Here is a 17,130-nt window from a genome sequence, read left to right on the forward strand (position 1 = left end):
CTACTGCGCTCGGGCTCTTGATGAGAAAAGCTGGCCGCCGGCGGTACTCACAATCCTCATTGAGCAGCCAGTCAACTCCGGTTGCTCCGTTCCGGCGGCGGCCAGCCTAGCTTCGCTCGTGACGCGAATCAGTGCTTTCCTATTTCTGTCATCAAAACGCCCCGACGGATGTTGGGTCGTCGTCGTTCAGGGGGCGGGCCACCGCTCAGGCGGCGCGAGTCAGGCTGCGTTATGGCGCAGGATAGAGGCCTTGTCGCTGGCGAAGGCGTCGTAGTCGAAGTCGTCGACGGTGAGCAGTTCCAGCACCTCGGCTTCGTAGCGCCGCATGAAGGCGGCGTCGTCCGCGCCGATGATGCCGGCCTCCAGGGCCGCCTCGACGCGCTGCTCGGGGTGCAGGGCCTGCATCGGCAGCTCCCCTCTGGCGTGGGCCCTGTTGACCGTGCGGTAGAGCGCCTCGGCACGGTCGTAGTCGGCGAGCAGGGCGTTGTAGTGAGCCAGGGGGTTGTCGCGCGCGCCGTCGCTGCCCTGCCAGGTGGCCTCCAGCAGGGTGCGGCGAAGCGCGGTATCGCGCGAGACGGCCTGGGCGATCTCGCGGGCCAGGTCGTCATGGGGACGCTTCCAGCGGCGGCCGGCGGGCATGACCACGACGCGCAGCAGGCGGCCCAGGGCGCGGCTGGGCAGGTTATCGAACAGCTCGTCCAGGGCCTGTTCGGCACGGTGGAGCAGGAAGCGGCAGCTGTAGTGCAGCAGCGTCGCCTCGCCCTCGACCTTGGCGCCGTCGTGCCACTGCTTGAGCACCATGGAGGCGAGGTAGAGGTTGGAGAGCACGTCGCCGAGACGCGCCGAGAGCATCTCGCGCTGCTTCATGCTGGCGCCGAGGCTGGCCATGGCGGTGTCGGCACACAGGCCGAAGCCGGCGGAGAGCCGGGCCAGGTCCCTGGCGTAGGGGGCGGCAATGGTGTCGAAGGGCACCGCTGGCTTGCCCAGCCCCAGGCCCTGGGTGAGGGCGCGAGCGGCGTTGCCCAGCACCAGGCCTGCGTGGCCGAAGACGGCGCGGTCGAAGGCCGGGAGGTCGTCGGCCTCCTGGGCGGCTAGCTCCTCGAGCACGTAGGGGTGGCAGCGGATGGCGCCCTGGCCGAAGATCATCAGGTTACGGGTCATGATGTTGGCACCCTCCACGGTGATCGCCACCGGGTTGGCGCTGTAGCCGATGCCGAGGTAGTTGCGCGGCCCCAGGGTCACCGCCTTGCCGCCGTGGATGTCCATGGCATCGCCCAGGGCCTGGCGCTGGAACTCGGTGAGCTGGCTCTTGAGGATCGCCGAGGGCACCGCGGGCTTGACCCCGTGATCGATGGTGTTGGCGGTCTGGTACACGGCCGCCCGCGAGATGTAGCAGAGCGCGGCCATGCGCGCCAGGGGCTCCTGCACGCCCTCCATCTCGGCCACCGGCACGTTGAACTGGCGGCGAATGCGGGCGAAGCCGCCGCTCCAGCCCAGGCCGTAGCGGGCGGTGCCGGCGGCGCCGGAGGGCAGGGTGATGCAGCGGCCCACCGAGAGGCACTCGACCAGCATGCGCCAGCCCTGGCCGGCCATCTCGGGGCCACCGATGATGGTGTCCAGCGCCACGAAGACGTCGCGGCCCTTGATCGGGCCGTTCATGAAGGGGCTGCCGATGGGGTGGTGGCGGCGGCCGATCTCCATGCCAGCGGTATCGCGGGGAATCAGCGCGCAGGTGATGCCCAGGTCCTCCTCGTCGCCGAGCAGGTGGTCCGGGTCGAACATGCGGAAGGCCAGCCCTACCACGGTGGCGATGGGGGCCAGCGTGATCCAGCGCTTCTCGAAGTTCAGCCGCAGGCCCAGCACCTCCTGGCCGTCGACCAGCTGCCGGCACACCACGCCGGTATCGGGAATGGCGGTGGCATCACTGCCGGCACGGGGGCCGGTGAGGCCGAAGCAGGGAATCTCGCGGCCATCGGCGAGGCGAGGCAGGTAGTGGTCCTTCTGGGCCGGGGTGCCGTACTTGAGCAGCAGTTCGCCGGGGCCCAGCGAGTTGGGTACGCCCACGGTGACCATCAGCGTCTCGCTGATCGACAGCTTCTGCAGCACCAGTGACTGGGCCTTGGCCGAGAACTCCAGGCCGCCGTAGGCCTTCGGGATGATCATGCCGAAGAAGCCCTCCCGCTTGAGGTAGTCCCACAGCTCCTGGGGCAGGTCGGCGCGCTCCCGGGCGATCTCCCAGGCGTTGCACATGCCGGCCGCCACGCTGCACTGGTTCTCGAGGAAGGCGCGCTCCTCGTCGGAGAGCTCCTCGTCACGGTAGCCGAGCAGGCGCTGCCAGTCCGGCCGGCCGGAGAAGAGTTCGCCGTCCCAGGCCACGGTGCCGGCCTCCAGCGCGGTGCGCTCGGTGTCCGAGACCCTCGGCGCGACCTTCTTGAAGGTGGCGAAGAGCCGGGGGCTGAGCCAGCGCATGCGCAGGACCGGCAGGCCGGCCACGGCCACGCCGCCGGCGCCGATGAGCAGCAGTACGCCGAGCACCGGCGAGCCGAACAGCAGGCCGACCAGACCGAGTGCGGCGAGTACGCCGAGGGCGGGCAGGGCGCCCGCCTCGCGGCGCATGACCACCAGCAGGCCGGCCACGGCGAGGACGAGAAGAATCAGGGTGAGCATGGGGCGTCTCCGTGCTGTCGTTGAACACGTTATTCGAACAGTTGTTTGAATTCTTGAAGACTAGCCCACTTTCGTGCAACCGGCCAATCGGGTGGATGCTTCCCGGGGCTGATCCGGCGGCAGGCTTGCGAGGAGGCGCTGTGAACCCGTCCTTGGGCGCTACATTTGCCATCCCTGGCAAATGACCTCCTCTTCAGCCTGCCCCCGGCGCCCCTCGCCTCACGTCACGACTAGCAGCCATGGCGGGAACGGTCAGGCTTGATCGAGCCGGCGCTGGGGCTCTTCGCGGGCCGGAGCATCGCCCGCCACATAGTAGGGGGCATCGCTCTTCGGCAGCGGCTCCCGGCCGCGGATCCGGTCGGCGATCTTCTCCGCCAGCATGATGGTCGGTGCGTTGAGATTGCCGGTAGGGATCACCGGGAACAGCGAGGCGTCCACGACCCTCAGCCCCTGGAGGCCGTGCACCCGGCCCTGGCCGTCCACCACCGCCCGTTCGTCCTCGCCCATGCGGCAACTGCCGCAGGGGTGGTAGGCGGTCTCGGCATGCTCGCGCACGAAGGCGTCGAGCTCGGCGTCGGACTGCACCGCCGGCCCCGGGGAGATCTCCCGGCCGCGGTAGCGGTCGAAGGCGGGCTGGGCGATGATCTCGCGGGTCAGCCGGATGGCGTCGCGGAACTCCTGCCAGTCCTTGTCGGTGGCCATGTAGTTGAACAGGATGCTGGGGGCGGCCCCGGGGTCGCGGGAGGTGAGGCGGATGCGCCCGCGGCTCTCCGAGCGCATCGAGCCGACATGAGCCTGGAAGCCGTGGGCCTGCACCGCGCTCTTGCCGTTGTAGCTGATGGCGATGGGCAGGAAGTGGTATTGCAGGTTGGGCCACTTCTCCTCATCGCTGCTGCGGATGAAGCCACAGGACTCGAACTGGTTGCTGGCGCCGATGCCGCGGCCGAGGAACAGCCACTCGGCGCCGATCCTGGGCTGGTTATACCATTTCAGCGCCGGATAGAGGGAGATCGGCTGCTTGCACTCGTACTGGATGTACATCTCCAGATGGTCCTGGAGGTTTTCGCCGACACCGGGCAGGTCGTGCACCAGCGGGATGTCGAACTCCCGAAGGTGCTCGGGATTGCCGACACCGGAGCGCTGCAGGATCTGCGGCGAGGCGATGGCTCCGGCACAGAGCAGCACCTCGCGGCGGGCGCGTACCCGCTGCCCCTGGCCGCGGCGGAGATAGCGCACGCCCACGGCACGCTTGCCGTCGAACTCGATGACGTCGGTGGTGGCGTGGGTCTCGATGGTGAGATTCTCACGCCCCTTGGCCTGGTCGAGATAGCCGCGCGCGGTGGAGGCGCGGCGCCCGCGGGGGGTGACGAAGCGGTCCATGGGGCCGAAGCCCTCCTGGCGATAGCCGTTGACGTCTTCGGTCTCGGCATAGCCTGCCTGCACGCCGGCCTCGATGAAGGTGCGATACAGCGGGTTGTTCCCCGCCTTCGGCGTGGTGACGCTGACCGGGCCGTCGCCGCCATGGTAGGCGTCGGGGCCGATGTCGCGGCTCTCCGCCTTCCTGAAGTAGGGCAGGCAGTCGGCGTAGGTCCAGTCCTCGAGGCCGGGCGCCTTGGCCCAGTGGTCGTAGTCCAGGGCGTTGCCACGGATGTAGCACATGCCATTGATCAGCGAGGAGCCACCCAGCCCCTTGCCGCGGCCGCACTCCATGCGGCGGCCGTCCATGTGCGGTTCCGGGTCGGTCTCGAAGGCCCAGTTGTAGCGCTTGCCCTGCAGCGGGAAGGCGAGCGCCGCCGGCATCTGGGTGCGGAAGTCGAGGCGGTGATCGGGACCGCCAGCCTCGAGCAGCAGCACGCTGACGTCGGCGTCCTCGGTGAGGCGGGTGGCGAGTACGTTGCCGGCGGAGCCGGCGCCGATGATGACGTAGTCGAATTCGCGAAGCTGGGACATGGCGATCTCCCAAAAAACAGAAACGGAGACGGGGCTATCCCGGAGGCAGGCCTCCGCGAGGGCGCTGTGAACCCATCCCTGGGCGCTACTTTTTCCTTCCCTGGAAAAAGACCCTCGCTGCGACCTGCCCCCGGCGCCCCTTGTCAGGTGAGCCTAGCCGTTAGCAAGGCCCGGAAAGACGCTGTTAAAACACCGACTCGAAGGGCCCCATCTCCACCTGGACCGACTTGGTCTGGGTGTAGTGGGCGAGGGTCTCGATGCCGTTCTCGCGGCCCACACCGGACTGCTTGACCCCGCCCACCGGCATCTCGGCGGGGGACTCGCCCCAGGTGTTGATCCAGCAGATGCCGGCCTCCAGGCGGTGGATGGTGCGGTGTGCGCGGTTCAGGCTCTCGGTGAAGACCCCGGCGGCCAGGCCGTAGTGGGTGGCGTTGGCGCGGCCGATCACCTCCGCCTCGTCGTCGAAGGCGAGGATCGCCATCACCGGGCCGAAGATCTCCTCGCGCACGATGCGCATCGTGTCGCGGCAGTCGGTGAACACCGTGGGGGCGGCCCAGGCGCCGCGGGCCCGCTCGCCGTCGTTCCAGGCGTCGCCACCGGCCAGCACGGTGGCGCCTTCCTCCTTGCCCAGGGCGACGTAGGAGAGCACCTTCTGCTGGTGCTCGAAGCTCACCAGGGGGCCGAAGTTGACGCTCGGGTCGAGGGGGTCGCCGGCGCGGATGCGCGCCACGCGCTCCCTGATTTTCGCCTCGAAGGCCTCCTTGACGGGGCGCTCGACGAACACCCGGGTGCCGTTGGTGCAGATCTGCCCGCTGGAATAGAAGTTGGCCATCATGGCGGCGTCGGCGGCGCGGTCGAGGTCGGCATCGGCGAAGACGACCAGCGGCGACTTGCCGCCGAGCTCCATGGTCACGTCCTTGAGCGTCGAGCCGCCGGCGGCGGCCATCACCTTCCTGCCGGTCCCGACCTCACCGGTGAAGGAGATCTTGTCGATGCCGGCGTGCTCGGTGAGCAGGGCGCCTACCCGGCCGTCGCCATGGATGACGTTGAAGACACCGTCGGGCAGGCCCGCCTCGGTGAAGATCTCGGCCAGCTTCATGGCGGTCAGCGGGGTGACCTCGCTGGGCTTGAAGACCACGGCGTTGCCGGCGGCCAGCGCCGGGGCGGCTTTCCAGCAGGCGATCTGGATCGGGTAGTTCCAGGCGCCGATGGCGCCGACCACCCCCAGCGGTTCGCGGCGGGTATAGACGAAGGAGCTCTCGCGCAGCGGAATCTGGCTGCCCTCGATGGCCGGGGCCAGGCCGGCGTAGTATTCGAGCACGTCGGCGCCGGTGACGATATCCACCGCCGCGGTCTCGCTGATCGGCTTGCCGGTATTGCGGGTCTCGAGCTCGGCGAGCTCGTCGTTGCGCTCGCGGAGCAGGCCCACGGCGCGGTTCAGGATGCGGGCGCGCTGCATGCCGGTCATGGCGGCCCAGGCCCGCTGGCCACGCCGCGCCGCGTCGACGGCAGCGTCCAGGTCGGCAGGGGAGGCCTGCTGCACATTGGCCAGCAGGCTGCCGTCGAAGGGGTTCACGACCGGGAAGGTCTCGCCGGAGGTGGCGTCCACCCGGCGGCCGTCGATGTAGAGTGTCTGGGTGTCGAGGGTTGCCATGGGGTCTCCTCTCAGGAAAGGGGTGACGAAGGATGGGTGACCAGCAGTTGATCCAGGTACTCATGGGCCAGCCGGCGAGCGCGGTCGGCATCGAGCCCCGCCGGTGTCAGGGCGCCACGCAGCCACAAGCCGTCGATCATCGCCGCCAGGCCGCGGGCGGCGCGTCGCGCCTCCTCCCGGGGCATCAGGCGGCGGAACTGGCTGCACAGGTTCGAGTAGAGGCGATGGTCGTTGACCCGCTGCAGGCGCTGCAGCGTCGGCTTGTGCATGCTGCTCGCCCAGAAGGCCAGCCAGGTCTTGGCCACCGGCCCGGTGACCTGGCTGCGGTCGAAGTTGCCGTCGATGATGGCGCCGAGGTGGGCCCGGGGACACTCGTCGGCGAGTGCCCGCCGCCGTGCCGCCACAGCGGTCCCGAGATCGCTGAGGATCTGGCGCATGGTGGCCTCGAGCAGACCGTCCTTGCCGCCGAAGTAGTGGCTGATGATGCCGGCGGAGACGCCGGCGTGACGGGCGATGCGCATCACGGTGGCGTCGGCCAGGCCGACCTCGTCGATGGCCGCCATGGTGGCCTTGATCAGCTGCTGGCGGCGGATGGGTTCCATTCCGACCTTGGGCACCTTGCTGACTCCTCTCCGGTGGGGTTCATCCTGCTGCCCACGGGGAGCAGGATGGCCGATACCCTCAGCATGGCATTTTTTTATTGAACGTTCAATCAATAAAAGAGATGGGCGAGAAGCCAAAGTAGGGCCCGGGGCTTGCCAAGCCGGCGGGCCGCGTGCATAATTCAGCCCCGTTGTCCGGCGCAGCCTGGCCGGCAACGGGAAAATGGCTACGTAGCTCAGCTGGTTAGAGCACATCACTCATAATGATGGGGTCCCCTGTTCAAATCAGGGCGTAGCCACCAGAACAGCGCGAGAACGCCCGCCCGGTCATGATCCGTGCGGGCGTTTTTCGTTGCCTCTACGCCGGTGCCCACGGCAACCCCTCTTGACCTGGCGCGCCCGATCCGTATACTACGCCCCGTGCTCGAGGCCATTCCCCGATAGCTCAGTTGGTAGAGCAAATGACTGTTAATCATTGGGTCGCAGGTTCGAGTCCTGCTCGGGGAGCCAGCTTCGCCTCCACGGCAGCGAGCACAGCGCGGTAACCGGCCATTCCCCGATAGCTCAGTTGGTAGAGCAAATGACTGTTAATCATTGGGTCGCAGGTTCGAGTCCTGCTCGGGGAGCCAGCTTCGGCAGCGAGCACAGCGCGGTAACTGGTCACTCCTCGATAGGAGCCCACCGCACCGTAGCGTTTTGCTAACGCTTTCAATGACGTAGTGTCATGGGCCATCACCTGTTCCATCCACCAGGAACGGGGATTTGGCATGCGTATGATAGCGGTGCTCTCCACCAAGGGGGCGTTGGCAAGACCACCACCACCGCCAACACCGGCGGACTACTCGCGGATGCGGGCCTCCGGGGCCTGCTCAATCCTCCATCAGCAAGACGTCGGCAGCATGGATCACTCCACCACCTCCAGCACACCGGACATTCCTCTGTTGCGGTGGCTGGGCAGGAACCACAACTTTTTCCCGCAATAGAAGACCACCCGACCCGGCACCTGAGGGGTAAAGCGGATGACCTTCTCCTCACGTTCCAGTTCCTCTTCGATATCGAGCCCCAACACCTCCGACTGGATCACCAGGTTATGCGGCACAAGACCGCGCTCCCGGCTGGCCACCAGTTCCACCGGGACGCCTGCCTTGACCTGAATATGCTCGGGCTCGAAGAAATAACTGCCACCGACGAGGCGGATACGTTGCACACCGTCGCCGTCGGGCGTGGCCACATATGGCGCCGTATTGGCCCACGCCTCGCTCGTGGCCAGGGCAATCAACGCCGCCACCATCAGCATTCCCACCCGCATGATTTTCCTGTACTTCTTTCTTTCGTCGATTACCATCTCGCCTGCCTCTGGCTACATGTTATCAGCATAGTAGCGGATCGCTTTCCTTCGCATAGCCACAGAAAATCCACGAAATCAAATACTTGCATTGCTCCACAATGGAGCGAGTCCTCACTTCGCCCCGCCCCCCCCCCCCCCGAATGGCCGCAGGCTTGTCACGCTCTTCGAATTTTTCTTGGTCGTCCCAGTAAGCACTTACTTACACTGTGCTTATGAATCGGGAGATGCGGATGCCAGCCGAGAAGATCACCCTGAGCGGAAAGCAGGAAACATTCCTCATCACGCTCTATGCCAAGGCCATGGAGAGCCGCATGCCGGACTCGCTGCTCAAGGACGAGTTCGCCGCCAACACCATTCGCCGGATCGATTACGATTTCGCGAAACTCAACGTCCTGCACGACCCCATGATCGGCCTGGCGTTGAGGGCCAAGATCTTCGATGACTGGACACGTGAATTCATTGACCACACCCCTGTTGCGACGGTACTGCACCTTGGCTGTGGCTTGGACAGCCGGGTGTTCCGACTCGAGCCGCCCACCAGCGTGCGCTGGTTCGATGTCGACTTCCCGAAGGTGATCGAGCTGCGCCGCCGCTTGTACCCGGAACGCGATGGATGTCACCTGATCGGGGCATCCGTCACCGACCCGGACTGGCTGCGCGATGTGCCAGCGGACCAGCCGGCGATGGTGATCGCCGAAGGCCTCCTCCCTTATCTGCGCAAGCACGAAGTGCTCCGCCTCCTCGATACACTCACGGAAAGTTTTCCGAGTGGCGAACTCGCCTTCGACGGCTACAGCCGGCTCGGCGTGAGCCTGCTCAGGCTCGCCCCACCGGTCAGGGCAACCGGCGCCTCCCTGCACTGGGGTATCGACGATCCGCGCGAACTCGAACGCCAAGTTCCCAAGCTCAAACTCGTGAAGGAACTCACCGGGCTCGACCCGACACAGATCGCCAGGATGTCATGGCCCACCCGTCTGACGATCTGCCTGTACCAATCCGTTCCCGCCTTCCGAAGATTGGGCCGTTTCCTGCTCTATCGCTTTTGACGGAAATCAGCTTACAAGATCACCGGGAATAAAAAGCCCCAGCCAGGCCGGGGGTTATGTAGGGGGGTTGGGGGAGGGGGCGAAATGACACGCCAAGCAGTCCTTGGATAACCCCCTCGCGGCCGACTGCTGCCGACCTGTTCCGGAAATTCGGGCCTGAACCGCGCCGGGATTCCCATGCGAACCATCCTCGAGGTGTAGCGCCGCTTCGTTGTGCCGGTGACCTTGACCTGCGTGCAAAGCAGAACGCGCCGGGGGGCGGCGCGTTCCGAGGGTGAAGGGGAGGGGCTCAGTCCCGGTTGGCCAGCCGGTAGCTGCCGTCGAGCTGGGCATAGTCGAGCAGGATCTGGGCGGCTTCCTGCACCTGAGCGCGATCCACCGGCTCGTCCGCGTCGTCCGACTCCTCGTCCCGAGTGTCGATCCACTCCTCGAGCGGGTCTAGCCCCAGGGCCCGGCGGCGCTGGTTCTCGAGGGCGAGCTGCTCGGCTTCCCGGGCCTCGACCTCGCGCTGGCGCTGCTCGCGGTTGAGGCTGACGCTGGTGGTCTTCTCGCGCCTGCGCTTCGCCAGCTCGGCCTGGCGCTCCAGGTAGCGGAAGTTGGGCAGCTCGTCGGCACGGGTGCGGTGCCGGTCCTTGAGCGTCTCGAGGTACTTCCAGGGCTCGCCGTAGGTACGGTACTGCACGGCGCGTACGGTATCCCACGCCAGGGCATTGTCGAGGCTGCTCTCGCCGATGATCTCCGGATCCACCAGGTTGGGGAAGATGATGTCGGGCTCGACCCCGCGGTGCTGGGTGCTGTCGCCGGAGATGCGGTAGAACTTGGCACGGGTCAGCTTGATCTGGCCGTGGCTCAGCTCGTTGAGGGTCTGCACCGTGCCCTTGCCGAAGGTGGGGTTGCCCAGCACCAGGCCGCGGCCATAGTCCTGGATGGCGCCGGCGAAGATCTCCGAGGCGGAGGCCGAGAGACGGTTCACCAGCACGCCCAGCGGGCCGTCATAGACGGTGCCGGTCTCGGTGTCGCCGTAGAGGCTGATGCGCCCACGGGCGTCACGTACCTGCACGGTGGGGCCGCGGTCGATGAACAGGCCGATCAGCGAGTTGGCCTCCTGCAGGGCGCCGCCGCCATTGTTGCGCAGGTCGAGGACGATGCCCTCGACGCCTTCCTCCTTGAGGCGCTCGATCTCCCGGGCCACGTCGCGGGTGGTGCTGCGGTAGTCCTCCTCGCCGGCCTGCCAGGCGTCGAAGTCGACGTAGAAGGTGGGGATCTTGATGGCGCCGATGCGGTGCACGCCGTCGTCGCGCTCGATCTCGATCACCTCGCCCTTGGCGGCCTGGTCCTCGAGGCTGACGGTGTCGCGGGTGATCTCGACGACCTTGGAGCGGGTCATGTCGACGGCCTGGGCCGGCACCACGTCGAGGCGCACCACCGAGCCCTTGGGGCCGCGGATCAGCTCGACCACGTTGTCGAGCCGCATGCCCACCACGTTGACCATCTCCTCCTCGTCTTCCTGGCCCACGGCGATGATGCGGTCGGCGGGCTCCAGCACGCCGGCGCGCTCGGCGGGGCCGCCGGGCACCAGGCTCGACACCTTGACGTACTCGCCGTCGGACTCGAGCAGGGCGCCGATGCCTTCCAGCGAGAGGCGCATCTGGATGTCGAAGGACTCGCCCTGCCGTGGCGAGAGGTACTCGCTGTGGGGGTCAATGCTGCTGGTCACCGCGGCCATGAACAGCCCGAAGACGTCCTCGGGTTCGGTCTGCCGCAAGCTGGCGAGCTGGCCTTCATAGCGCTGTCGCAGGTTGGCTTCCACCTGGTCGTCGTCCTGGCCGCCGATCACCTGAGTGAGGGCAGCGTTCTTCAGGCGCTTGAGCCACAGCTCGTCCAGCTCGGCCTGGCTGTCGGCCCAGGAGGCGTCCTCGCGCTCCAGTTCCAGGCGCTGGTCGGTGTCGAAACGAAAGGTGGTGGCCTCGTCGAGCCTGGTCAGCAGCCATTCGAAGCGCGACTCGGCCCGCTCGTGGCGGCGCTGGTAGAGGGCAAAGACCCGCTCCAGGTCGCCGTCGATGAGGGCGTCGTCCATGGTGCTTTCCAGGTCGCGGAAGGCCTCCACGTCCTCGCGCAGCAGATAGGCGCGCTGGCCGTCGAGGATGTCGAGGTAGCGCTCGAAGGCCCGGTGCGACCAGGCGTCGTCGAGGCTGACCTCGTCATAGTGGCCATAGCGCAGCGACTCGGCCACTTCCACGGCCGTCTGGCGCTGGGCCTCGGTGGGTTGCAGCTCTGCGAAGGCGGTGTTGGCGACCATCAGCAGGCCCGCCAGGGCAACCGAACGGCCAAGGGTGGCAAACAGGCTCATCAATGAAGCACTCCCGGTTTCATGTACACTACTTCTTCCCTAGACCCGCGCTCGGCTGTCAAGTTGCGTGGACCGAGCGGGCATTGTAGCAGCTCGACCCGGTCGTATGACCCTGTATCACCCCAAGACCCCTGCATTGAGGACGCCTATGCCACAGGACGACCTGCTCGAGCGATTGCTCGACTTCCTGCGCCGTTCGCCCACGCCCTGGCACGCCGTGGCCAATATGGCCGCACGACTCGAGGGCGCCGGTTTCCGGCGTCTCGACGAGACCGAGGCCTGGCAACTCGCCCCCGGCGAGCGGGTCTTCGTCACCCGTAACGACTCCTCGATCATCGCCCTGCAGCTGCCGGAGGGGGCGTTGGCAGCGCTGCGCATGATCGGTGCCCATACCGACAGTCCGGGGCTGCGGCTCAAGCCCCATGCCGCCCAGACCGCCGCCGGCTGGCTGCAACTGGGGGTCGAGGTCTACGGCGGTGCCTTGCTGGCGCCCTGGTTCGACCGCGAGCTGGGACTGGCCGGGCGGGTGCACGTCCGCCATCCCGACGGGCACCTGGAAGGTGTGCTGCTCCATGTCGACCGTGCGGTGGCGATCATCCCGAGTCTGGCGATCCACCTCGACCGGGAGGCCAACAACGGCCGCGCCCTGAATGCCCAGACCGAGATGGCGCCGGTGTTCCTTCAGGGCGGCGATCGGCCCGACCTGGAGCGCTTGCTGCTGGCCTGGCTGGACGAGCAGCACGGCCTGTCCGGGGCCGAGATCCTCGACGTCGAGCTGGCCTTCCATGACATGCAGCCGCCCTCCCGGGTCGGCGCCGAGGGGGAGCTGATCGCCGGCGCCCGGCTCGACAACCTGCTCTCCTGCTTCATCGGCCTGGAGGCGCTGCTGGCCAGCGACGGCAGCCAGGGGGCGCTGCTGGTGGCCAACGACCACGAGGAGGTCGGCAGCGCCAGCGCCTGCGGTGCCCAGGGGCCCTTCCTCGGCGATGTCCTCAAGCGGGTCAACGCCCAGCTCGGCGAGGCCGGCGACGAGGGAGTCATCCGGCTGATCCAGGCCTCGAGGATGATCTCCTGCGACAATGCCCACGCCCTGCACCCGAACTTCCCGGACAAGCATGACGCCGCCCACGGTCCGGCGATCAACGGCGGGCCGGTGATCAAGGTCAACGCCAACCAGCGCTATGCCACCAACAGCGCCACGGCCGCCATGTTCCGGGATCTCTGCCGCGAGGTGGGCGAGCCGGTGCAGACCTTCGTCACCCGTGCCGACATGGCGTGCGGCAGCACCATCGGGCCGATCACCGCCACCGAGCTCGGTGTGCCGACCCTCGATGTGGGCGTGCCCCAGTGGGCGATGCACTCGATCCGCGAGACTGCGGGGGCGCGCGACGTGGCCTCGCTGGCCCGGGTGCTGACCGCCTTCTGCAATCGCGCCGAGCTGCCCTAACGCTCCGAGCTCCGAGCCGCGGGCGGCGAGCTGCTAGCTCGGATGTTGCATCAGGTGCCGCGATGATCGCGCAGCCAATTGGTTTCACAGGCTTTATCCCGATCGAGCGCCGTACCGGGGTGTACGGTCGAGTGAGGGAGAAAAGCCTGTGGGATCAAGGGGCAAGCGAGGGCGAGAGCAACTTGGTGCAATATTCGGGCTAGATAGGCCAGCCGCCCGAAGCCGCTCTCGAGAACTCACCGGAGCCCGAAAACGAAACGCCCGCCTGGCGAACCAGGCGGGCGTTTCGGTATCTGGTGGCTACGCCCTGACTCGAACAGGGGACCCCATCATTATGAGTGATGTGCTCTAACCAACTGAGCTACGTAGCCTTGCAACGGGGGCGAAGTCTACGGATCCGCTCCCCGGAGGTCAAGCGCCCCCGCCGGCAGCCTGTCTAGACGTTGAACCGGAAGTGGATGACATCGCCGTCCTGCACGACATACTCCTTGCCTTCCAGGCGCCACTTGCCGGCGTCCTTGGCGGCCTGTTCGCCGCCCAGGGTGACGAAGTCGTCGTAGGAGATGACCTCCGCACGGATGAAGCCCTTCTGGAAGTCGGTGTGGATCACCCCGGCGGCCTCGGGCGCGGTGGCGCCCACCTTCACCGTCCAGGCACGCACTTCCTTGACCCCGGCGGTGAAGTAGGTCTGCAGGCCGAGTAGCTGGTAGCCGGCACGGATCACCCGGTCGAGGCCGGGCTCCGCCATGCCCATCTCCTCGAGGAACATGGCCCGTTCGTCAAAGTCGAGCTCGGCGATCTCGGCCTCGAGCTGATTGCACACCGGCACCACCACGGCGCCTTCCTCGGCGGCGATCTCGTTGACCACCTCGAGGTAGGGGTTGGCCTCGAAGCCGTCCTCGTTGACGTTGGCGATGTACATGGTCGGCTTCAGCGTCAGGAAGCCGAAGCTCCTGAGCTGGCGCTTCTCGTCGTCGTCGAGACCGAAGCTTCTCAGCGGCAGGCCCTCGGCCAGATGCGGCTGGATGCGTTCGAGGATCGCCTTGGTGGCGATGGCTTCCTTGTCGCCCCCCTTGGCCACGCGCACCAGGCGCTGGATCGCGCGCTCGACGGTGTCGAGGTCGGCCAGTGCCAGCTCCATGTTGATGATCTCGATGTCGGCCCGCGGGTCGACCTGGTTGGCCACGTGGATGACGTTGTCGTTGTCGAAGCAGCGCACCACATGGGCGATGGCCTGGGTCTCGCGGATATTGGCCAGGAACTGGTTGCCCAGCCCCTCACCCTTGGAGGCACCCGCCACCAGGCCGGCGATGTCGACGAACTCCATGGTGGTGGGGAGCACCTTCTGCGGCTTGACGATCTCCGCCAGGGCGTCGAGACGCGGGTCGGGCATCGGCACGATGCCGACGTTGGGCTCGATGGTGCAGAACGGGAAGTTCTCGGCATCGATGCCGGACTTGGTCAGCGCATTGAAGAGCGTGGACTTGCCGACGTTGGGCAGGCCGACGATACCGCAGTTGAAACCCATGGAATCTTCCTGGAAAGCGTGTTCGAAATTGGCGATTGGCCGGTATTCTACTCGACCGAGCTGTAAGCCATAAGCTGTAAGCCGCAAGAAAACCCATCCGGCCCGGAAAGGGGGTGACTTACGGCTTATGGCTTCAAGCTTATGGCTGACTTGTCAGCCGGAGGCTGAAAAGCTGTGCAGCCGGTTCATGGCGCGGGCCCAGTCGCCGGCCAGCACCAGGGGCAGGGTGGCCAGGCACTCGTCGATGGCCGCCTCGATGGCCGTGTGCTCGGCCTTGCCGGGGCGCCCCAGCACATAGGGGGTCACCTGGCGGGCGTCGCCGGGATGGCCGATGCCGATACGCAGGCGATGGAACGACTTGTCGTTGCCCAGCGCGCTGATGGTGTCGCGCAGGCCGTTGTGGCCACCGTGACCGCCACCCTGCTTATAGCGCGCGGTGCCGGGGGGCAGGTCGAGCTCGTCGTGGGCCACCAGCAACTCGTCCGGGGCGAGGCGAAAGAACTGGCACAGCGCCGCCACCGCGCCGCCGCTGCGATTCATGAAGGTGGTCGGGTTGAGCAGGTGCAGGTCATGGCCGTCGAGCTGCACCCGCGCATGCAGGCCGAGGAACTTCCTCTCGGGGCGCAGTTCCCCGCCGGCCTGGCGGGCCACGGCCTCCACCAGCCAGGCACCGGCATTGTGGCGGGTGGCCTCGTAGTCGGCGCCGGGATTGCCCAGCCCGATGATCGCTTTGACCTGGCTCATCGTCGCTGCCTCCAAAAAAAATCAAGCGCGACAGCGCTTGATCGGAAAGGGGAGGGCCATGCGTGCATGGCCCCGGACAGGCGCGATTACTCGGCGCTGCCTTCGCCTTCTTCGCCTTCACCTTCGGCGCCTTCGCCGGCTTCCTCGCCGCGGACCTTGGCCTTGGTGACACTCAGCACGGCGTTGTCGTGCTCCTCGCCGTGAGTCAGGTCGACCAGGGTGACACCGGCCGGCAGCTGGAGGTCGGAGAGGTGCAGGGTGGTGCCCATCTCGACCGTGGCGATGTCGACTTCCAGGAAGTCGGGCAGGTCCTTGGGCAGGCAGCTGATCTGGACCTCGTTGGAGAGCACGTGCAGCTCGCCGCCCTGGTCCTTGATGCCGACACACGTCTCTTCGCCCACCACGTGCAGTGGCACGTTGATGGTGATCTCGTGGGTGGCGTCGATGCGCAGGAAGTCGGCGTGGGTGACCAGCGGCTTGAAGGGGTGGCGCTGCAGGTCACGGACGACGACCTGCTCGCTCTTGCCGTCCACCACCAGGTTGATCACCGAGGAGAAGAAGGACTCGTCCTCGATCGCCTTGTAGAAGGGAGCCTTCTCGACGGAGATCGGCTGGGGGGCCTGCTCGCCACCATAGATGATGGCCGGCACCTGGAGGTTCGCACGACGCAGGCGGCGGCTCGCACCTTTCCCCAGGTCGTTACGAACGCTGGCGTTGAGGGTAAAATCGGACATGGGTTTGCCTCTTGCTTGATGTAAGGGAGGCGCTGCGGCCCGCGACCTGACCGCAGCGTTCCCGAAAGCCCCGAAGGGCGCTACTCCGGCGCCTGGTTCCCTAGTGGAACATGGCGCTGACGGATTCCTCGTTGCTGACCCGGCGGATCGCTTCGGCGATCAGCCCGGCCACGCTGAGCTGGCGGATCTTGCCGCTGCGACGAGCGACGTCGGACAGCGGAATGGTATCGGTGACGACCACCTCGTCGAGCACGGAGCCGGTGATGTTGTCGACCGCGGGGCCGGAGAGGATGGGGTGGGTGGCGTAGGCCACCACGCGGCGCGCGCCGTGGCCCTTGAGGGCCTCGCCGGCCTTGCACAGGGTGCCGGCGGTGTCGATCATGTCATCCACCACCACGCAGGTGCGGTTGTCGATCTCGCCGATGATGTGCATCACCTGGGCCTGGTTGGCCTGGGGGCGGCGCTTGTCGATGATGGCGAGGTCGGCATTGAGCTGCTTGGCGATGGCGCGGGCGCGCACCACGCCGCCTACGTCGGGGGAGACCACCACCAGGTCCTCGTAATTCTGGCGCTCGATGTCGTCGAGCAGGATCGGCGAGCCGTAGACGTTGTCTACCGGCACGTCGAAGAAGCCCTGGATCTGGTCGGCATGCAGGTCCATGGTCATGACCCGGTCGACCCCGGCCTTGACCATCATGTCGGCGACGATCTTGGCGGAGATCGGCACCCGGGCTGAGCGCACGCGCCGATCCTGGCGGGCGTAACCGAAGTAGGGCACCACCGCCGTGATCCGTGAGGCGGAGGCCCGGCGCAGGGCGTCGACCATCAGGATCAGTTCCAGCAGGTTGTCGTTGGTCGGTGCACAGGTGGACTGCAGGACGAAGACATCCTTGCCGCGCACGTTCTCGTTGATCTCGACCGCGATCTCGCCGTCGCTGAACTGGCCCACCGTGGCGTTGCCCATGCGGGTGTCCAGACTCTCGGCAATCTTCTGGGCGAGTTCGGGATTGGCGTTCCCGGCGAAAACCATCAATTTTGACACGCGCAGCCACCTTTGCAG

At 66.8% G+C, this 17,130-nt stretch carries 12 protein-coding genes and 4 tRNA genes; 5 read left to right on the top strand and 11 right to left on the bottom strand.

Translation table 11 applies throughout. The features are described from left to right. Nucleotides 1-219: 219 nt before the first annotated feature. From MKP05_RS00305 to betI, 4 genes are all read right to left on the bottom strand, one after another. Nucleotides 220-2,667, bottom strand: a complete 2,448-nt coding sequence (locus MKP05_RS00305) for an acyl-CoA dehydrogenase (RefSeq protein ID WP_240566568.1) — start codon at nucleotides 2,665-2,667, stop codon at nucleotides 220-222. A 252-nt stretch (nucleotides 2,668-2,919) separates the two neighbouring features. Next, nucleotides 2,920-4,617, bottom strand: coding sequence for a choline dehydrogenase (gene betA / locus MKP05_RS00310; RefSeq protein ID WP_240566569.1), 1,698 nt, complete (start codon nucleotides 4,615-4,617; stop codon nucleotides 2,920-2,922). Between the two features lie 184 nt (nucleotides 4,618-4,801). Continuing rightward, on the bottom strand, nucleotides 4,802-6,271 hold the full coding sequence (gene betB, locus MKP05_RS00315) for a betaine-aldehyde dehydrogenase (RefSeq protein ID WP_240566570.1): 1,470 nt from the start codon (nucleotides 6,269-6,271) through the stop codon (nucleotides 4,802-4,804). A gap of 11 nt (nucleotides 6,272-6,282) precedes the next feature. Then, complete coding sequence (gene betI, locus MKP05_RS00320; RefSeq protein WP_240566571.1) at nucleotides 6,283-6,888, bottom strand: transcriptional regulator BetI; 606 nt, start codon at nucleotides 6,886-6,888, stop codon at nucleotides 6,283-6,285. A 210-nt stretch (nucleotides 6,889-7,098) separates the two neighbouring features. Here betI and MKP05_RS00325 point away from each other — a divergent pair. The 3 genes from MKP05_RS00325 to MKP05_RS00335 all read left to right on the top strand — a co-directional run bounded on the left by MKP05_RS00325 (nucleotide 7,099) and on the right by MKP05_RS00335 (nucleotide 7,502). After that, nucleotides 7,099-7,175 (top strand) — tRNA-Met (locus MKP05_RS00325). A 132-nt stretch (nucleotides 7,176-7,307) separates the two neighbouring features. Continuing rightward, nucleotides 7,308-7,383, top strand: a tRNA-Asn gene (locus MKP05_RS00330). 43 nt (nucleotides 7,384-7,426) lie between these two features. Then, nucleotides 7,427-7,502 (top strand) — tRNA-Asn (locus MKP05_RS00335). Between the two features lie 275 nt (nucleotides 7,503-7,777). On the opposite strand, the gene MKP05_RS00345 is transcribed toward MKP05_RS00335, so the two are convergent. Continuing rightward, nucleotides 7,778-8,218 carry a hypothetical protein gene (locus MKP05_RS00345; protein WP_240566758.1) on the bottom strand — a complete coding sequence of 147 codons (441 nt, stop codon included), beginning with the start codon at nucleotides 8,216-8,218 and terminating at the stop codon, nucleotides 7,778-7,780. A 233-nt stretch (nucleotides 8,219-8,451) separates the two neighbouring features. On the opposite strand from MKP05_RS00345, the gene MKP05_RS00350 reads away from it, so the two are divergent. Further along, complete coding sequence (locus MKP05_RS00350; protein WP_240566573.1) at nucleotides 8,452-9,267, top strand: class I SAM-dependent methyltransferase; 816 nt, start codon at nucleotides 8,452-8,454, stop codon at nucleotides 9,265-9,267. A gap of 289 nt (nucleotides 9,268-9,556) precedes the next feature. On the opposite strand, the gene MKP05_RS00355 is transcribed toward MKP05_RS00350, so the two are convergent. Further along, nucleotides 9,557-11,617 (bottom strand): carboxy terminal-processing peptidase, encoded by a 2,061-nt coding sequence (locus tag MKP05_RS00355; RefSeq protein WP_240566574.1) that lies wholly within the window; start codon nucleotides 11,615-11,617, stop codon nucleotides 9,557-9,559. 148 nt (nucleotides 11,618-11,765) lie between these two features. Here MKP05_RS00355 and MKP05_RS00360 point away from each other — a divergent pair, with 148 nt between their 5' ends. Next, on the top strand, nucleotides 11,766-13,064 hold the full coding sequence (locus MKP05_RS00360) for a M18 family aminopeptidase (RefSeq protein WP_240566575.1): 1,299 nt from the start codon (nucleotides 11,766-11,768) through the stop codon (nucleotides 13,062-13,064). Between the two features lie 294 nt (nucleotides 13,065-13,358). On the opposite strand, the gene MKP05_RS00365 is transcribed toward MKP05_RS00360, so the two are convergent. The 5 genes from MKP05_RS00365 to MKP05_RS00385 all read right to left on the bottom strand — a co-directional run bounded on the left by MKP05_RS00365 (nucleotide 13,359) and on the right by MKP05_RS00385 (nucleotide 17,112). Then, nucleotides 13,359-13,435, bottom strand: a tRNA-Met gene (locus MKP05_RS00365). A gap of 65 nt (nucleotides 13,436-13,500) precedes the next feature. Then, nucleotides 13,501-14,592 carry a redox-regulated ATPase YchF gene (ychF, locus tag MKP05_RS00370; RefSeq protein ID WP_240566576.1) on the bottom strand — a complete coding sequence of 364 codons (1,092 nt, stop codon included), beginning with the start codon at nucleotides 14,590-14,592 and terminating at the stop codon, nucleotides 13,501-13,503. Nucleotides 14,593-14,745: 153 nt separating this feature from the next. Continuing rightward, nucleotides 14,746-15,336, bottom strand: coding sequence for an aminoacyl-tRNA hydrolase (gene pth, locus MKP05_RS00375; protein WP_110281910.1), 591 nt, complete (start codon nucleotides 15,334-15,336; stop codon nucleotides 14,746-14,748). Nucleotides 15,337-15,422: 86 nt separating this feature from the next. Continuing rightward, nucleotides 15,423-16,070 carry a 50S ribosomal protein L25/general stress protein Ctc gene (locus MKP05_RS00380; RefSeq protein WP_110281909.1) on the bottom strand — a complete coding sequence of 216 codons (648 nt, stop codon included), beginning with the start codon at nucleotides 16,068-16,070 and terminating at the stop codon, nucleotides 15,423-15,425. Between the two features lie 100 nt (nucleotides 16,071-16,170). Further along, entirely contained in the window at nucleotides 16,171-17,112 is a 942-nt protein-coding gene (locus MKP05_RS00385) for a ribose-phosphate pyrophosphokinase (protein WP_181421936.1), read from the bottom strand. Nucleotides 17,113-17,130: the final 18 nt, after the last annotated feature.

This window comes from Halomonas flagellata (genome assembly GCF_022487945.1).
Lineage (GTDB): Bacteria > Pseudomonadota > Gammaproteobacteria > Pseudomonadales > Halomonadaceae > Halomonas > Halomonas flagellata.

Coding starts and splice junctions, on each gene's coding strand:
- MKP05_RS00305 (WP_240566568.1), bottom strand. CDS start 2,667: ATGCTCACCCTGATTCTTCTCGTCCTCGCCGTGGCCGGCCTGCTGGTG.
- betA (WP_240566569.1), bottom strand. CDS start 4,617: ATGTCCCAGCTTCGCGAATTCGACTACGTCATCATCGGCGCCGGCTCC.
- betB (WP_240566570.1), bottom strand. CDS start 6,271: ATGGCAACCCTCGACACCCAGACACTCTACATCGACGGCCGCCGGGTG.
- MKP05_RS00345 (WP_240566758.1), bottom strand. CDS start 8,218: ATGGTAATCGACGAAAGAAAGAAGTACAGGAAAATCATGCGGGTGGGA.
- MKP05_RS00350 (WP_240566573.1), top strand. CDS start 8,452: ATGCCAGCCGAGAAGATCACCCTGAGCGGAAAGCAGGAAACATTCCTC.
- MKP05_RS00355 (WP_240566574.1), bottom strand. CDS start 11,617: ATGAGCCTGTTTGCCACCCTTGGCCGTTCGGTTGCCCTGGCGGGCCTG.
- MKP05_RS00360 (WP_240566575.1), top strand. CDS start 11,766: ATGCCACAGGACGACCTGCTCGAGCGATTGCTCGACTTCCTGCGCCGT.
- ychF (WP_240566576.1), bottom strand. CDS start 14,592: ATGGGTTTCAACTGCGGTATCGTCGGCCTGCCCAACGTCGGCAAGTCC.
- pth (WP_110281910.1), bottom strand. CDS start 15,336: ATGAGCCAGGTCAAAGCGATCATCGGGCTGGGCAATCCCGGCGCCGAC.
- MKP05_RS00380 (WP_110281909.1), bottom strand. CDS start 16,070: ATGTCCGATTTTACCCTCAACGCCAGCGTTCGTAACGACCTGGGGAAA.